The 17,261-nt window shown below is 52.6% G+C and carries 16 protein-coding genes; 1 reads left to right on the forward strand and 15 read right to left on the reverse strand.

Going from position 1 to position 17,261, the window contains the following annotated elements; genetic code table 11:
- From OB13_RS07340 to nuoK, 4 genes are all read right to left on the reverse strand, one after another.
- Positions 1-1,382: NADH-quinone oxidoreductase subunit N (locus tag OB13_RS07340; protein WP_461489506.1), on the reverse strand; the 1,382-nt coding region annotated here is incomplete at its 3' end.
- A gap of 43 nt (positions 1,383-1,425) precedes the next feature.
- Positions 1,426-2,886 (reverse strand): complex I subunit 4 family protein, encoded by a 1,461-nt coding sequence (locus OB13_RS07345; RefSeq protein WP_461489507.1) that lies wholly within the window; start codon positions 2,884-2,886, stop codon positions 1,426-1,428.
- 12 nt (positions 2,887-2,898) lie between these two features.
- Entirely contained in the window at positions 2,899-4,860 is a 1,962-nt protein-coding gene (nuoL, locus tag OB13_RS07350; protein WP_461489508.1) for an NADH-quinone oxidoreductase subunit L, read from the reverse strand.
- A gap of 46 nt (positions 4,861-4,906) precedes the next feature.
- Positions 4,907-5,236: an NADH-quinone oxidoreductase subunit NuoK gene (nuoK, locus tag OB13_RS07355; RefSeq protein ID WP_461489509.1), complete on the reverse strand. Its 330-nt coding sequence runs from the start codon at positions 5,234-5,236 to the stop codon at positions 4,907-4,909.
- 515 nt (positions 5,237-5,751) lie between these two features.
- On the opposite strand from nuoK, the gene OB13_RS07360 reads away from it, so the two are divergent.
- Entirely contained in the window at positions 5,752-6,687 is a 936-nt protein-coding gene (locus OB13_RS07360; RefSeq protein WP_461489510.1) for a DUF6929 family protein, read from the forward strand.
- A 71-nt stretch (positions 6,688-6,758) separates the two neighbouring features.
- Here the strand turns inward: OB13_RS07360 and OB13_RS07365 are convergent, their stop codons facing one another.
- The 11 genes from OB13_RS07365 to pruA form a co-directional block, all read right to left on the reverse strand.
- Entirely contained in the window at positions 6,759-7,274 is a 516-nt protein-coding gene (locus tag OB13_RS07365; RefSeq protein WP_461489511.1) for an NADH-quinone oxidoreductase subunit J family protein, read from the reverse strand.
- Between the two features lie 4 nt (positions 7,275-7,278).
- Positions 7,279-7,743, reverse strand: a complete 465-nt coding sequence (locus OB13_RS07370; protein ID WP_461489512.1) for a NuoI/complex I 23 kDa subunit family protein — start codon at positions 7,741-7,743, stop codon at positions 7,279-7,281.
- Positions 7,744-7,871: 128 nt separating this feature from the next.
- The gene (gene nuoH / locus OB13_RS07375) at positions 7,872-8,927 is read right to left on the reverse strand and encodes an NADH-quinone oxidoreductase subunit NuoH (RefSeq protein WP_461489513.1); all 1,056 of its coding nucleotides are present in this window, start codon (positions 8,925-8,927) and stop codon (positions 7,872-7,874) included.
- 3 nt (positions 8,928-8,930) lie between these two features.
- A complete protein-coding gene (locus OB13_RS07380) occupies positions 8,931-9,911 on the reverse strand; it encodes an NADH-quinone oxidoreductase subunit G (RefSeq protein ID WP_461489514.1) in 981 nt (326 codons plus the stop codon).
- A gap of 147 nt (positions 9,912-10,058) precedes the next feature.
- Positions 10,059-11,405, reverse strand: coding sequence for an NADH-quinone oxidoreductase subunit NuoF (nuoF, locus tag OB13_RS07385; protein ID WP_461489515.1), 1,347 nt, complete (start codon positions 11,403-11,405; stop codon positions 10,059-10,061).
- A gap of 132 nt (positions 11,406-11,537) precedes the next feature.
- Entirely contained in the window at positions 11,538-12,086 is a 549-nt protein-coding gene (locus OB13_RS07390) for an NADH-quinone oxidoreductase subunit NuoE family protein (RefSeq protein ID WP_461489516.1), read from the reverse strand.
- A gap of 53 nt (positions 12,087-12,139) precedes the next feature.
- On the reverse strand, positions 12,140-13,390 hold the full coding sequence (nuoD, locus tag OB13_RS07395) for an NADH dehydrogenase (quinone) subunit D (RefSeq protein ID WP_461489517.1): 1,251 nt from the start codon (positions 13,388-13,390) through the stop codon (positions 12,140-12,142).
- 54 nt (positions 13,391-13,444) lie between these two features.
- Positions 13,445-13,951 carry an NADH-quinone oxidoreductase subunit C gene (locus tag OB13_RS07400; RefSeq protein WP_461489518.1) on the reverse strand — a complete coding sequence of 169 codons (507 nt, stop codon included), beginning with the start codon at positions 13,949-13,951 and terminating at the stop codon, positions 13,445-13,447.
- 5 nt (positions 13,952-13,956) lie between these two features.
- On the reverse strand, positions 13,957-14,511 hold the full coding sequence (locus OB13_RS07405; protein ID WP_461489519.1) for an NADH-quinone oxidoreductase subunit B: 555 nt from the start codon (positions 14,509-14,511) through the stop codon (positions 13,957-13,959).
- A gap of 76 nt (positions 14,512-14,587) precedes the next feature.
- Positions 14,588-14,962 carry an NADH-quinone oxidoreductase subunit A gene (locus OB13_RS07410; protein ID WP_461489520.1) on the reverse strand — a complete coding sequence of 125 codons (375 nt, stop codon included), beginning with the start codon at positions 14,960-14,962 and terminating at the stop codon, positions 14,588-14,590.
- A 722-nt stretch (positions 14,963-15,684) separates the two neighbouring features.
- Positions 15,685-17,261: L-glutamate gamma-semialdehyde dehydrogenase (gene pruA / locus OB13_RS07415; RefSeq protein WP_461489521.1), on the reverse strand; the 1,577-nt coding region annotated here is incomplete at its 5' end.

The following is a 17,261-nucleotide window of genomic DNA, read 5'->3' on the forward strand; positions in this document are numbered from 1 at the left end:
AGTATGTCGCTTACAAGAGCTGGCACAATACCGAGCAGGATGGTTAAGGCAGTTAGAATAATCAGCATGATCCGGATAATGCCAGAAACCGCTATCGGTGCCTGGTCGCCTGCCGGATGCATATACATCGCGATCACCACTTTGAAGTAGTAGTAGATACCCACCGCTGCAAGTATCACCGCTAGCACGATCAGCCACATCATATCCGGGTTTTCGATCAGGGCCGAGAAGATGAAGAATTTACCAAAGAAGCCTGCCGTCAGCGGTATACCTGCCAGCGACATCATGGCTACGGTTACGGCAAAGGCCAGCAGCGGATTGGTCTTGCCCAGTCCGTTGAATGCTTCAAAGGCCTCACTGCCACGCTGCCGGGCTACCAGTTGCAACACGCCAAACGCAGCGATAGTAGCGGTAGAATAAGCAAAGGAATAGAACAGGATAGCTGACTCGGAATATGCATTGAAAGCGATCAGCGACATGAGCAGGTAACCGGCGTGCGAAATACTGGAATAGGCCAACATACGCTTTACACTCTGCTGTACCACGGCTCCGATGTTTCCGATAACCAGTGTCAGCACCGTGATGGCAACCAGTGTCGGCAGCCAGGAGGCATAAGACGCCGGGAAGGCAGCAGCCATCAGTTTGTAAAAAGCAGCTACACCCGCCGTTTTAACAACCGTAGACATATAGGCTGTGAACACGGTTGGGGCACCTTCGTATACATCCGGCGTCCAGAAGTGGAACGGAGCCGCTGATATTTTAAAAGAGATACCGATGACGATCATCAGCAGGCCCAGCACGAACATGATGTTGGTTACACCATCTGTGCCCACTGCCTGTACCGCGCTGATCTCTGTGATGTTGAACGTACCGGTTGCACCGTAGATCATCACCATCCCGAATAGCAGCACGCCTGTAAAGAACGATCCCATCAGGAAGTATTTCAGGGCTGCTTCTGCTGAGCGCAGGCTGCTCTTGTCGCTTCCCGCCAGCACATACATGGCAATGGAAAGGATCTCTATACCGATGAACAGCATAAGCATGTTCTCGTAACTCACCATCATCACAGCGCCTACCAGTGAGAACAGGAGCAGGGCGTAGTATTCACCCAGGTTTTCGTCGTTGCGGGTGATGTAGTGCTGTGTAAAAGGCAGAATCATCAGGGTGGAAAGCACCATGATCCCCGTAAAAGCCACCGAGTAGTTGTCGATGGTAAGCATGTTGCTGAAGTAGCTCTGGGTATCGTTCCAGTCAAGCAGGTTAATGCCGAACACGATCGCCAAAAACAGCAGCGACAGTGGCAACAAAACCCTTTTAGACTTCAGGAAACCTACGAAGAGGTTTATTATCCCGAATCCGGATAGAAGTATAATCGAAATCATGTCGTTGTATTTCCTGTAAAATCGTTTCTTTTATCGTGTGCGGTTAGCGGTTGATGATGTTCAACAGGTTGCCGACAGCAGGTTCTGAAATGCTCAGGAAGGTATTCGGGAACAAACCGATCCAGAATACCATGATCACCAGTGGGATCAGCACCGCTTTTTCGTTGAAGGTCAGGTCAGCGAATCCTTCTGTGGCTTCGGACTTGTTGCCGAACATCACGCCCTGAAACATACGCAGCATATATACCGAACCCAGGATGATGGTCGTGCCGGCAAAGGCCCCGAAATAGAAGTTGTACTGGAACACACCCGACAGCAGCAGAAACTCCCCGATAAACCCGTTGGTAAGCGGCAGCGCCACCGAGCCCAGCACCAGAATCATAAAGCAGATGGAAAGTGCCGGCGTGGTCTGGGTAATACCTCCCAGGCTGGCAATTTCTCTGGTATTGGTTCTGCTGAAGATGATGTCGATGATGAAGAACAGACCTACCACGTTGATGCCATGGCTCAGCATCTGGATCACGCCGCCCTGTAGGCCCTGCTCGTTCAGGGTAAAGATACCGGCAGAGATCAAACCAACGTGCGCAATGGAAGAGTAAGCGATCAGGCGCTTGAGGTCTTGCTGGCGTATGGCGATCACAGATGCGTAGACGATCCCGATGATCGAAAGCACCAGTACTACATCCACCCACTGGCTCACGCCCAACGGCACCACCGGCAGCAACCAGCGCAATACACCGTAGATACCCATTTTCAGCATGATGCCGGCCAGCAGCATCGTTGCCTGTGCAGGAGACTCCGTATAGGTGTCCGGCTGCCAGGTATGGAACGGGAACACCGGCATCTTGATGGCAAATGCCAGGAAGAGGAACCAGAAGATCCAGCCTTGTGTGGCGCTGTCCAGCGTCAGTTGGTAGAAAGCGTTCACATTCGAAGAGTGAGCTGCTATACCTGTGCCGGCTGTCTGGAAGTAGAGGTAGATGAAAGCGGCCAGCATGAAGAGCGAACCGAAGATCGTATACACAAAGAACTTAAAGGTAACCGGTATCCGGCGCGCACCGCCCCAGATGGCAGCAATGAAGTAGATCGGAATCAGGGCCACTTCCCAGAAGAAGTAGAACAGGAATGCATCCATCGACACAAACACACCGATCAGGCCGGTTTGCATGAACAGGACCAGGGCGTAGAACACGTGCGGGTCTTTGTAGTCATGCTTGAAAGAAGAAAGCACGATCAGCGGCACCAGGAAAGTCGTCAGCAACACCATCAGGAGGCTGATGCCGTCCATGCCGATGCTGAAGCCGATACCGGCACGCTCTACCCACGGAATATCGAGGGCAAACTGTGTGGTCGCATCCGGAATAAAGTTTACAGTGGCAAACAGGGCAATGGCAAACTCAACAAGGGTTGCTATAAAAGCCACTTTCTTGGCACCTTGTCCTTTGATGAGCAACACCAGCAGTGCAGCGAGGGCAGGCCAGAAAAGTAATAGAGCTGTAATCATCTTCTTAGAACCTTAACCGATAAAGAAGTTTAAAAATAGAATCAGAACAATGCTGGCCACCATCACAAACACATAGAAGCCAATCACGCCACTCTGTGCGTAGCGCAGCGTACGACCGCTCAGCATCACTAACTTGCCGAAGCCATTGACGATGCCATCGACCACGATCACATCCACGAAGCGGTGGAAAGCAGTGGAGAGGGCCATCAGCGGACGCACGATAATGGTGTCGTACAGCTCGTCGATGTAATACTTGTTGTAGATGAGGTTGTGAACAGGAGAAAGACGGGCGCTTTCCGGAGCCGGTACCGTCGCCTTTTTCACATACATGACATAGGCAATGATGATCGCAAGCACGGCAACTGCTACCGAAACAGCCATCAGCATATATTCTGTGGCGTGGTCGATGTGCGGTGCTTCCATAGCGGCACCGTTTGCGCGGCGGGCCAGGTCATAGATCGGCGACAGGAAGTTGCCCAAGGTATGCGTATCGCTGAATACAGCTGGAAGACCGATAAAACCACCAATGGTAGAGAGTATAGCCAGCACGATCAGCGGAATAGTCATAGAAGGCGGCGATTCGTGCAGGTGCGAGCGCTGCGCCTCTGTGCCTCTGAACTTGCCGAAGAAAGTGAGGAACAACAAGCGGAACATATAGAAAGCGGTCATAAAGGATGCCAGCAAGCCACCTACCCACATCAGCTTGTTGTGCTCATACACGTGCGCCAGCAACTCGTCTTTGGAGAAGAAACCGGCAAACGGAGGTATACCGGAGATCGCCAGTGTGCCGATCAGGAAGGTGAGGAACGTAACGGGCAGCCACTTGCGAAGGCCACCCATGTTGCGGATGTCCTGTTCGTTGCTCATGGCGTGGATCACCGAACCTGCACCCAGGAAGAGCAGCGCCTTGAAGAAGGCGTGCGTGAGTACGTGGAAAATAGAAGAGGAGAAAGCCATCACACCCAGCGCCAGGAACATAAAGCCCAGTTGCGATACGGTAGAATAAGCCAGCACCTTTTTGATATCATTCTGCGCCAAACCGATAGTTGCAGCCAGCAGCGCCGTCACCAGACCGATAATGGCGATGAACTCCAGTGTAGTCGGAGCCAGCACATATAGTACGTTGGAGCGAAGCACCATGTAAATGCCCGCTGTCACCATGGTCGCGGCGTGGATCAGGGCAGAAACCGGTGTAGGGCCTGCCATCGCATCCGGTAACCACGTGAACAAAGGAAGCTGGGCACTTTTACCCATTGCACCTACAAACAGGAGCATGGTAATGGCGATCATCACCCCGCTGTCGGTCATGCCCGTCATCTGCGAAGCCGACAGGAACACTTCCGGGTAGCTCACGCTGCCAAAAGTGATGAAGATAAGGAAGATAGCCAACAGGAAGCCCAGGTCACCGATACGGTTCATGATGAAGGCTTTCTTGGCGGCATTGTTATAGTTGGTATTCTTGTTCCAGAAGCCGATCAGCAGGTAGGAGCAAAGACCTACGCCTTCCCAGCCCACGAACATCATCACATAGTTGGAGCCCATCACCAGCACCAGCATCGAGAACATGAACAGGTTGAGGTAGGCGAAGAACTTGCCATAGCCTTCGTCGTGGCTCATATACCCGGCAGAGTACACATGTATCAGGAAACCTATACCTGTCACCATGAGCAGCATCAGCAGCGTGAGCTGGTCAATCATGAAGGAGAAACCGATCTCGAGGCTACCTACCGTGAACCAGTTGTAGAGGTCTACGATGTACGGGCGGCTGCCATTGGAGGTGAAGTCGATGAACAGGTATACCGAAATCAGGAAAGAGGCCAGCACCGAGGCGCAGCCGATCAGGCCTACCAGGCCTTTCGGCAATTTGCGGTTGCCGAGTCCGTTGATAAGAAAGCCTAAGAACGGCAGGAGCGGAACAAGCAAACACAGCAGCGCCATTTCCTGATTGTTGATGGGCATTACTACTTCTTGCATTTGGCGAATGATTTAGTTAAGCTATTCAGGTGAAAAATATGAGAGGTTACCACTTCAGGTAATTCATCAGTTGCACATCCGTGGAGCGGATGTTGCGGTATATCATCACAATGATGGCCAGCCCGACACAGACTTCTGCTGCAGCCACTGCCATGATGAAAAATACAAAGATCTGTCCGTTCGGATCAGAGCGATAAGCCGAGAAAGCGACGAACAGAATGTTCACGGCGTTGAGCATGAGCTCCACACACATAAAAATGACAATAGCATTTCGTCTGGTGAGTACACCTGTCACGCCAATAGCAAAAAGTGCAGTACTGAAGTAGAGGTAATATTCAAGCGGGATGGTTCTGATAACCTCGGGTATTTGGTTCATCGTCTAGGTAGCTGGTCGTATTACGGGTAAATTACAATCCGAAATTCGAGCGCAAAGTTATCCCCATTTTTGTAAAATCCATAACATATTTCTAATCTTCTTGCTACTACCCGATTGGGTGCAGTTTGGTCTTGAGGATACACAGTCAGGCCTGCTTCCGGCTAGTCGTTGTTATGGAGCTTGTACAGAAATAGGGCTGCCGGCACCGGCTCTCATTCGCTGCGACTGCTTATACTTTCCCGGGCTGTCTTCGTAGGTATAGGACCCGGAGCGCTGGCACCAGGGCAGCGGCCCGTTGGACTGCTGTTATCTATCCTGCCCGCCAGCAGGGTGCTTGCTATACCTTGCTGCTGGCAGCGAGCGGACGGGAAACTTAGTTTTGTATGATTTTTTAGGATATGATTTTATTTCGCCTGTTGTATGTCTGTTCTTCTTTTGGGCTGGTGCTGCTGTTTTCTTCCTGTCAGCGGACAGGAGCGGCGGGCCGTTCGCCCGATTTTAACCCTGCACTTCCAATGAAAGCTGTTATTGAAAACAAGCTAAGCTACGATAGTCTGCCTTCGGCCTCCGGTCTTGAAATGCTCGGCGATCACTATTATGTGATCGGGGACGATTCGCCCTACCTGTACCGGCTGGACAAGAACTTCAAACTGGAGTCACAGGAGGCCATGTTCGACACAGCCGGCTTCGGTTCGGGGCGCATTCCGAAGCCACTCAAGCCGGACCTCGAAGGGATGACGCTGCTCCAGTACAAAGGCGAACCCTACCTGCTCATGCTGGGCTCCGGCTCTGCCTCCACCAGGCGCAAGGCATTTTTGTACAACATCTGCGGCGACAGCCTCTGTATGGAAGGTGCTGCCAGGAAGGGAGCAAGGGAAATTGACATGGACCCGCTCTTCCGGCAACTCGAAGTGCCGGCGGTGATCGGGGAGGGCGTGCTTAATATCGAGGGCGTTGCTTCGGGACAAGGCCAGCTCTACCTGCTCCAGCGCGCCATCGGGACAGGCAGGAACGTGCTGATCTCTTATGCCCTTTCAGACTTTATCCGGTATGTGTCCGGGGAGAAGGGGGCCAGTCTGCCGCAGCCGTCCTTTAATTCCTTTTCCCTTCCTGTGCTGGATCAGCTGGTAGCCGGTTTTTCAGGGGCCTATGCATTCGACAACAAGCTTTTCTTTACCGCCTCTCTGGAAGATACCCAGGACGCGATCAGCGATGGGGAAGTGCTGGGCAGCTTTGTCGGGTTTGTACCTTTCTCAGAACTCAAAGGCCAAATACCGCTGCTGCCAGCGGCCCGCATTGTGCATCCGGATGGTACCTCCTATACTGGGAAGGTAGAGTCGCTGGTGGTCAGGCAGCGGACGGGAACGGACAGGTATAGCATCATCGTGGTGACGGATGATGACAAGGGCGGCTCCGAACTACTGGAACTAACCCTCACGCTGGAAGAATAAAAAAAGCCGGTGCTTGCGGGCACCGGCTTTCTCAGGTAAGGTATAGCCTTATCAGGTATAGCTTTCGGATTTTAGAAGTTTTGCTCTCCGGTTTCGCGCTTGCCTATCATAACAGCGCCCACCATGGAAACCAGGAACAACACAGCTACCAGCTGAAACGGCAGCATGTACTTGGTGAAAAGTACTTTGCCCAGGTTCTCCACCATGCCGATCTGTGAGTCAAACGTGTCGTGGTTAACAGGGGAAAGCTGCACATCTTTCAGGGCTGCAATCACCACCAGGAACAGCAATCCGCCGGCGATGGCTCCTGCAAACTTGGAAAGCATACCCGCCTTCTGTAGTTCCACATTTTTGCTGGTGCCGAGGAACATCAGTACAAACAGGAAGAGGACCATGATGGCACCCGCATACACGATGATATTAACGGCTGCCAGGAACTGCGCATTCAGCAGGATGTAATGGGCTGATATCGAAAAAAACGTAAGGATCAGGAAGATCACGCTATACACCGGGTTCTTTGAAATAACGACCATCAGGGCGCAAAGAAGGGTAAGCGAAGCAAGGAAGAAAAACAGACTGTCTGTCATCGGGCTATTTTGTTTCAGTGGTTTTTAACGGTTCTACCAGACGGTCTTTGCCGTAAATGAATTCATCGCGCTCGTAGCGGGCCGGCGCAATTTTATCGTCCTGCAGGAAGATAGCTGCTTTCGGGCAGGCCTCCTCGCACAATCCGCAAAAGATGCAGCGCAGCATGTTTACTTCGTAGGTTACCGCATACTTCTCTTCCCGGTACAGATGCTCTTCCCCGGTCTTGCGCTCGCCCGCTGTCATGGTGATCGCTTCGGCAGGGCAGGCCACGGCACAAAGTCCGCAGGCCGTGCAACGCTCCGCGCCATTTTCGTCGCGCTTGAGCACATGCAGGCCGCGCCACACATCACTGCGCTGGCGTGTCTGCTCCGGGTATTGTATCGTTGCTTTCTTTTTGAAGAAGTGTTTCAGTGTGATCCCCAAACCCTGCGCAATAGCAGGCAGGTACATCTTCTCTGAAAATGTCATCTCCTTCTGAGTTACACTTTTGCTTCTATTTGATAGTGGTTCCATTTCGTGTCGATAATGAGTATTGGCTGTTTGGTGTCTATTCAACAGGCGCCGGCCGGCCAACATTCAAATTTCGGTACTATAGTTTAAAATAAATAGTCTTTGAGCAGAATACCGCCCCCTGTCAGGAGGATATTCAGGATAGCCAGCGGGATGAGGATGTTCCAGCCCAGTTTCATCAGCTGATCGTAACGGAAACGTGGCAAGGTCCAGCGTACCCACATGAAGAAGAAGATGAACAGGAAGATCTTGGTAAACATCACCACTACCCCAAGTATGGTCACCACGTTGTTCCCCAGCACAGGATCACTGAACGCCTGGCGCAGGTTCTCCATGAATGGGAAGTTGTAGGCTCCAAAGTAGAGCGTCGACATCACGGCAGAAACCACAAAGATGTTGATATACTCGGCAAACAGGTACATACCCAGTTTCATGGAGCTGTACTCGGTGTGGTAACCGCCAATCAGTTCGGCCTCACTCTCCGGTAAGTCAAACGGTGTTCTGTTGGTCTCAGCAAAGGCGCATACCAGGAAAATGATAAAGCCCAGCGGCTGGTACCAGATGTTCCAGTTAAAGCCCGCCTGCTGCTCGGCAATCACGCGCAGCGACAAAGAGCCGCTCAGCATCAGCACCGCGATCAGTGAAAGGCCCATGGCCAGTTCGTACGAGATGTTTTGTGAAGCTGCCCGGATCGCTCCCAGCAACGAGAACTTGTTATTGGAAGCCCAGCCACCGATCATCAGACCGTACACACCCAGCGATACAACACCAAAAATGTAGAGCACCCCGATGTTCACCTCAATTGCCTGCAGGTATACCTCGCGGCCACCTACGATGAGCATGTCCCCGAAAGGTATAACCGCGCTCGACATGGTGGCCACCAGCATCGCAATGCCCGGACCCAAAATGAAGAGCATCTTGTTGGCTTTGCCCGGTATGAATTCCTCTTTGAAGAACAGCTTGCCGGCATCCGCCAGCGGCTGCAGCAAACCAAACGGGCCTGCCCTGTTCGGCCCCACACGGTCCTGGATAAAGGCCGCTATCTTGCGCTCAAAATAAGTAGAGTAGGTCGCAATCAGCAGGGTGATACCGAAAAGTGCCAGAATGTAAATGGCTTTATAAATGAGGTCTATAGAGTCCATGGGTTATTGCTGAGGCAGTTTTTTAACAGTAGTTTTAGGCAGGTTCGGCACAATCGGCACGTTCACCACCGGTAATTCGTAGTGGTTGGCCGAGATCACAGAACCTCTGTCGATGTGGCGCGCACCTTCTATGTTCCAGTCGCTCACTTCTTTTTTGTCAAAGCGGCAGGTGTTGCAGATAAACTCCTCCACCTCAGCATATTCGTTCTTGCGGGCTGTTACGCGCAGCACAGCATCGCCACGTGACCAGAGCGTCACTTTGCCACTGCAGGTAGGGCAGTCGCGGTGCGCATCCATCGGCTTGGTGAACCATACGCGGTTCTTGAAGCGCCAGGTCTTGTCCGTCAGGGCTCCTACCGGGCATACATCGATCACGTTGCCTGAGAAGTCGTTGTCGATCACGTTCTCGATGTAGGTGCCGATTTCGGCTGCATCACCGCGTCCGAGTACACCGTGCACGCGCTTTTCGGTGATCTGGTCGGCCGTATATACACAGCGGTAGCACAGGATGCAACGCGTCATGTGCAGCTGAATGTATGGGCCCAGGTCTACCTTGTTGAACGTACGTCTCTCTTCTTCGTAGCGGGTTGCGCTCACGCCGTGCTCGTAGGAAAGGTCCTGCAGGTTACATTCCCCTGCCTGGTCGCATACCGGGCAATCGAGTGGGTGGTTGATGAGCAACATCTCCACGATACCCTTGCGGGCATTGAGTACTTCCTCGTTGGTGGTGTTTTCCACGACCATGCCATCCTGAACCGGCGTAATGCACGAGGCCACCAGTTTAGGCATGGGGCGCGGGTCACGGGCAGAGCCCTGCGTTACCTTCACCAGGCACACACGGCACTTGCCGCCACTGCCTTTGAGGGGCGTGTAAAAACACATGGCAGGAGGCACTACATTACCACCGATTTTTCTGGCAGCCTGCAGGATGGTGGTTCCATCTTCTACCTCTACCTCGATGCCGTCAAATGTTATTTTAGCCATTTCTATTATCGTTTTTCGTTTTTCGTTGTTCGTTAGTCGCAAACAGTCCCAAACGATTTAAGCTATACTTTCCTTTGCAGGATAATTTATTTAAAGACCTATATCAGAGAAAGTCTAATGTCTGACGTCTTGATACTTGTGTCTAAATTATGCAGTTACTGCTGCCAGCTGGCCTCTGTATACAGCGCCCGGAGCGGTTGCTTCGTGCGGGTGCTTGATGTGCCATTCGAACTCCTCGCGGAAGTGGCGAATCGCACTGGCTACCGGCCAGGCGGCTGCATCCCCCAGCGGGCAGATAGTGTTGCCTTCGATCTGCTTGGCTACACTTACCAGCAGGTCAATGTCCTGCTGATGGCCGTGGCCGTACTCGATGCGGTGAAGCACCTTTTCCATCCAGCCTGTACCTTCACGGCAGGGGCTGCACTGACCACACGACTCATGGTGATAGAAGCGGGCATAGTTCCACGTGTTACGCACAATGCACTGGTCTTCATCAAACACGATGAAAGCACCGGAACCCAGCATGGAGCCACTCACAAAACCACCGTCTGAAAGTGATTCGTATGTCATCAGGCGCTGCTCGCCGGCTGCTGTCTTGGTGATCAGGTTAGCAGGCAGGATCGGAACAGAAGAACCGCCCGGCACCACCGCCTTCAGCTGCTTGCCTTTCCAGATGCCACCGCAGTACTCATCTGAGTAAATGAATTCTTCTACCGGAACACCTAGCTCGATTTCATACACGCCCGGACGGTTGATGTTACCGCTGCAGGAAAACAGTTTGGTACCTGTACTTCGGCCAACACCAATCTTGGCATATTCTGCACCGGTGTTATTCACAATCCAAGGCACGGAGGCAATAGTTTCCACGTTGTTTACTACCGTAGGGGAGGCAAATAAACCTTTCACTGCCGGGAATGGCGGCTTGTTACGCGGGTTACCCCGCTTCCCTTCCAGGGATTCCAGCAGGGCTGTTTCTTCCCCGCAAATATAGGCACCACCACCCGGGGCAACGTGTAGGTCCAGGTCATACCCGGAACCGAGTATATTTTTACCCAGCAATCCGGCGGCATACGCTTCCGCAATGGCTTTCTCCAGTATGCGCAGCACAAACATCAATTCACCCCGGATGTAGATATAGGAGGTATTGGCACCCAGCGCGTAGCTGGAGGTGATCATACCTTCTATCAGGGAGTGGGGTGTTTTCTCCATGAAGTAGCGGTCCTTGAAAGTACCCGGCTCCGACTCATCGGCGTTGCACACGAGGTAACGCGGTACCCCTTCCGGCTTGGCCAGGAAGCTCCACTTCATACCCGCCGGGAAACCAGCGCCACCACGACCACGCAGGCCGGATGTTTTTACTTCTTCCACCACTTCATCCGGCGTCATCGTCTTCAGGGCTTTCTCTACCGAGCGGTAGCCGCCATGCTTACGATACACTTCCAGCGTTTCAATGCCAGGTACGTTGATATGTTCGGTTAATATTTTAAGTCCCATGGTAACAGGAATTCTATGTATGAAGCGATGCCATCACAGTTATCGCTTAGTATCCAATGATATATTTCTGACAGAAGCATGGCAGACGCAAGACAAAAGCTGACCGGATTGCGGTCTTTTGTTTTGCGTCAACTAGTCTTTCTTCAAATCTGACAGCTGATGATAAGGTGTTTCCACCTCTGAGTTGCGTAGTGTTTCCAGGAACTGGTCCAGGCGCTCTTCAGAGTCCAGGTTCTCGTAGAATTTCTCACGCACCTGCAGCATGGGGCCTGTTCCGCAGGAAGCCAGACATTCTACCGGCTTGAGCGTGAACATACCATCGGCCGTCGTGCCACCTTCTTCTACATTCAGTTTCTGCTTCAGCAGCTCGATCATCTGGTCGGCGCCACGCAGGCAGCAAGGGCCGGTGCGGCACACTTCCAGCACGTGCTTTCCAACCGGCTTGAGGTTGAACATGGTATAGAAGGTCGCCACTTCGTATACCTCGATTGGCTGTATATTCAGTATGCTTGCCACCAGGTCCATGGCTTCGGGGCTCACCCATCCGCCGAATTCGGCCTGGGCCACGTGCAGGATAGGCAGTATGGCTGACTTCTGACGCCCTTCCGGGTAGTGGCTGATGTAGCGCTGAATCTCGGCCATGGCCGCTTCAGAAAACTTTAACTCTCTTGTCTCTGTCATCTTCGTAATTGTCATTGACCAGGAGCCAATGGTAGATGATAATTAATAATATATTAGGAATCCAGTTCGCCGGCTATCACGTTCAGGCTACTCAGTGTCAGGATGGCGTCAGCCAGCTGGCCACCCACAATCATTTCTGTGTAAGCCTGGTAGTAGATGAAGCAAGGTCTTCTGAAGTGTAGTCGGTAAGGTGTCCGGCCGCCGTCGCTGATCAGGTAGAAACCCAGTTCGCCGTTGCCGCCTTCCACGCTGTGGTATACCTCGCCTTTGGGAGCGTCAATCTCACCCATCACAATCTTGAAGTGATAGATCAGCGCTTCCATGCTGCGGTATACCTCCTGCTTGGGAGGCAGGTAGTAATGCGGGGCATCGGCGTGGTAGGAGCCCTCCGGCAGGTTTTTGTAAGCCTGCTCAATGATTTTGAGACTTTGCCATACCTCCTCGTTGCGCACCAGGAAGCGGTCGTAGGTATCTCCTTTGGAGCCAACCGGAATTTCGAACTCAAAGTCCTGGTAAGAGGAGTAAGGGTTCATCACGCGTACATCGTAATCCACGCCTGTGGCACGCAGGTTAGGTCCGGTGAAGCCGTAGTTCAGGGCACGCTCAGCCGAAATGGCACCAACACCAACGGTTCGGTCGATGAAGATCCGGTTGCGGGTCAGCATTTTTTCAAACTCCGCCCATACCTTCGGGAAGCGGGTCAGGAATTCACCGATCAGGTGCAGCGCCTTTGGAGAAAGGTCACGTTCCATGCCCCCGATACGGCCCATGTTCGTCGTCAGACGGGCACCGCATACCTCTTCGTAAATGTCGTAGATGTGCTCACGCTCCTGCATCACGTACAGGAAGCCGGTGAAGGCGCCGGAGTCCACACCCAGGATCGAGTTACAGATCAGGTGGTCGGAGATACGGGCCAGCTCCATCATGATTACCCGGATGTACTGCGCCCGCTTTGGTATTTCTATACCCAGGAGCTTCTCCACTGTCATGTGGTACCCCATGTTGTTGATGGGGGAAGAGCAGTAGTTCATGCGGTCGGTGAGCGGCGTGATCTGGTAGAAAGGCCGGCGTTCCGCAATTTTCTCAAAGGCACGGTGTATGTAGCCGATTGTCGGTACGGCGTCCATGATCACCTCACCGTCCATCTGGAGGATGTTCTGGAAAATACCGTGGGTGGCCGGGTGCGTCGGACCCAGGTTCAGGGTCGTCAGGTTCTCGTTCTTCTTGTCCTGCAGTTTCAGCTCCCGGTTGTCGCGGAACTCTTGTAACTGGTCGACATCAGCTGTTTTATTATCAGTAGCCATAATATGCTTGTCTTGTAAGTGCCCGGTATAGGTATAGCCGGGCTAAAAACTGGCTTAACGTCCGAAATAGGTATCGATCTTGTCTTCCCTTGTCTGGTCTTCCAGCGGATACTGCTTGAGCATCGGGTGGTATTCCATCTCCTCGATGTTGAGGATGCGGATCAGGTTCGGGTGACCGGTAAAGATGACGCCGTAAAAGTCAAAGGTCTCACGCTCCATCCAGTTGGCGGCGGAGTAGATATTGGTCAGCGTCGGTATAACCGGGTCGGCACTCGGTAGAAACACCTTGATGCGGAGACGGTAGTTATGACGGAGGCTGTGCAACTGGTACATCACACACAGTTCCTTGTCTTTCAGGTCCGGGTAGTGTATGCCGCAGAGGGTGGTCAGGAACTGGATCTGCAGCTCCTTGTCGTCATACAGGTATTGAATCAGCTCCACGATGGTGCCGCGGTTGGTGTTGAAGGTCATGATGCCATCCGGATCATAGGCATCCGTGATGTTCTCTTCTCCAAACTGCGCGATAAGTTTACCGAGTACGTTTTCGTTCGTAAGCTCCATTATGCTTATTTAATGTTGTAAGAGGCCAAAAGTGCCTGATATTCAGGTGAGCTGCGGCGGCGGAGCGATTCGTTCTCTGCCAGGTCCTGCACCCGCATCAAACCATCCAGGATCTGCTCGGGACGGGGAGGACAACCCGGTACATACACGTCTACCGGTACCACGCGGTCGATGCCCTGCAACACAGAGTAGGTGTCGAAGATACCGCCTGAAGAGGCACAGGCACCCACGGCAATCACCCAGCGCGGCTCGGCCATCTGCTCGTATACCTGCTTCACAACAGGTCCCATTTTCTTGGCAATGGTCCCCATCACCATCAGGATGTCTGCCTGGCGGGGCGAAAAGCTTGGGCGCTCCGAACCGAAACGGGATATGTCGTAGTTGGCACCCATGGTGGCCATGTACTCGATGCCGCAGCAGGAAGTAGCAAAAGGCAAAGGCCAAAGCGAGTGCTTGCGGGCCAGACCGATTACTTTCTCGAAAGAAGTGGCAAAGAAACCGGCACCTGCTATACCTTCCGGTGCCTCAGCCATTATTATATCTTTATTTGTATCACTCATGTCTCAAGGATTGTAATATTTTGTCATCATTTCCCTAGCAGAAACACCGTTCAGACTATAAAAGTTTAACGATCTGCTACTTGAGAATGCCTTTCTTGATCTCGTAGAAGAAGCCGGTAAGTATCACTCCCAGGAAAAGTACGACGGGTAGAAAGCCTTCCAGACCGAACTCACGGAAGTTGACCGCCCACGGATAAAGGAAGATAACTTCAATATCAAATAGGACGAAAAGAATGGCTGTGAGGAAGTATTTGTAGGAGATCGGCGTACGCGCATCCCCCACCGACTCAATCCCACTCTCAAAGGCCCTGTCCTTTACCTCGCTTTTTCGCTTGGGACCCAGTAAGTGCGTCGCCACCAAGGCAAATATGACAAAGCCGAGAGCTGCCGCAAATTGAATTAAAATAGGTAGGTAGTCCGACGGTAGATACTGATTCACAGTAGTTTCCATATTGCTGTAATACTTGCTTAAAATTTGGGAGCAAAATTAGGTATAAATAGCCAACAATCAAAAGACTATATCGAATGTAAAAAGCCTAAAAAGAAGGCCGTAAGGGAAATAAATGTTGTGACAACATTTTAGGGTCTGATTCGCCTCCGCTGGCCGCATAGCCGGTGTTGCAGCCCGTTCAAAATTACCTGAAAGGAAGAACGTGACTGACCCCGGACAGAAAGCAAAAGCGCCATGCCCCGGGACAGAGCCTGGCTCACTATGTCAACCCGTGTTGCGCTGAATTGTATTATCTGACAGGGGAGGCTTAAGGTATAGGAGCAGGGGTGTTTGAACATGGGTGAAGAACGGGACTTATTCATTCAGCTGAGCTTTCCATTAGAACACAGCCGTGTTTAGCATCACTACTTCCCTATCGCTGGCGCGAATTCCGGATGCGTGACTAAGTATAAGGTTGAGTCTGTGACTCAACGGGCTCGAAGAGCCCAATAAGGGCGTTGGAGTCGCTATACCTATACCAATCCTATACCTAACAGCAATCGCCTCCCTATACCTGTTAGGCGCTTTGCGCCTGTAGAGTCGCAGACTCGACTTTATACCTTGGCACGGGAATAATTCCCGCGCAAGTAATGTCTGTCTATACTTCATCCGGAGGGTATAAAAATAAAAGCACCACGCCCTTGATGAGCGTGGTGCTTCGTGTTTCAGGAATAAGCTATACCTTACTTGTCCTCTCCCAGGAATGGATAACGGTAATCAACCGGCGATACGAAGGTCTCTTTGATAGAGCGGGCAGATACCCAGCGCAGCAGGTTCAGCATAGAGCCGGCCTTGTCGTTGGTTCCCGAAGCACGCGCACCACCAAATGGCTGCTGTCCCACCACGGCGCCGGTCGGCTTGTCGTTGATGTAGAAGTTGCCGGCAGCGTCGCTGAGTTTCTTCGTAGCCACCTCCACTGCATAGCGGTCACGGGCGAAGATCGCACCGGTCAGCGCGTAAGGCGACGTGGAGTTGACCAGTTCCAATGTATCCTCGTAGTTGTTCTCGTCATAGACATAGATCGAGATCACCGGTCCGAAGATCTCTTCGCACATGGTGATGTACTGCGGGTTGTGCGACAGGAGCACGGTAGGCTCTATGAAGTAACCTTTTGACTTGTCGTAGTTACCACCGGCAATCACTTCCACCTCGTTGCTTTCCTTCGCATTGTCAATGTACTTGGCAATTTTGTCAAACGACTTCTCGTCGATCACCGCGTTGATGAAGTTGGAGAAATCTTCCGGCGGACCCATTTTGAAGGTCTTCAGGTCTTCGATGATGTATTGCTGCACATCTTCCCACAGGTTGCTCGGCACGTAGGCACGCGAAGCGGCAGAGCATTTCTGGCCCTGGTACTCAAAGGCACCCCGTACGATGCCGGTCGCTACCTGTCTGGCGTCGGCGGAGCGGTGCACCATGATGAAGTCCTTGCCACCGGTCTCGCCTACGATGCGCGGGTAGGTCTTGTACTTGTGAATGTTGTTGCCGATTGTTTTCCAGATGTTCTGGAAAACGCCGGTGCTGCCAGTAAAGTGGATGCCGGCAAAATCAGCGTGGTTGAAGATCACATCACCGGCCGTAGGGCCGTCTACATAGACCAGGTTGATCACCCCATCCGGCAGACCCGCCTCACGGAATAGCTCCATGATCGTTTGGGCGGCATAGATCTGCGTGTTGGCAGGCTTCCAGACTACTACGTTGCCCATCATGGCCACAGAAGCAGGCAGGTTACCGGCAATCGCGGTGAAGTTGAAAGGCGTCAGGGCAAACACGAAGCCTTCCAGCGGACGGTGCTCCATGCGGTTCCATACGCCCGGCGAAGACTCCGGCTGCATCTGGTATACCTCCGTAGCATACTGCGCATTGAAGCGCAGGAAGTCAATCAGCTCGCAGGCAGAGTCGATCTCGGCCTGGTAAGCGTTCTTGGACTGACCCAGCATAGTAGCGGCGTTCATGCGGGCTCTCCATGGACCGGCCAGCAGGTCGGCTGCTTTCAGGAAAATGCTCAGGCGGTGCTCCCAACCCATGTTCGCCCAGTCCTCGCGGGCGGCAAGGGCCGCATTGATAGCTTGTTCCACGTGGGACGAATCGCCTTCGCTGAAATGACCCAGGATGTGCTGGTGGTCGTGCGGCTGAAGCATGGGCTTCTTTTTGTCGGTATATACCTTGTCGCCGCCGATATACATCGGCACATCGATCTCTTTCGACTTGAGTTCTTTATACGTGCGCTGCAGTTCTGCACGCTCCGGCGAACCCGGGG

This window comes from Pontibacter sp. HJ8, from assembly GCF_054824225.1.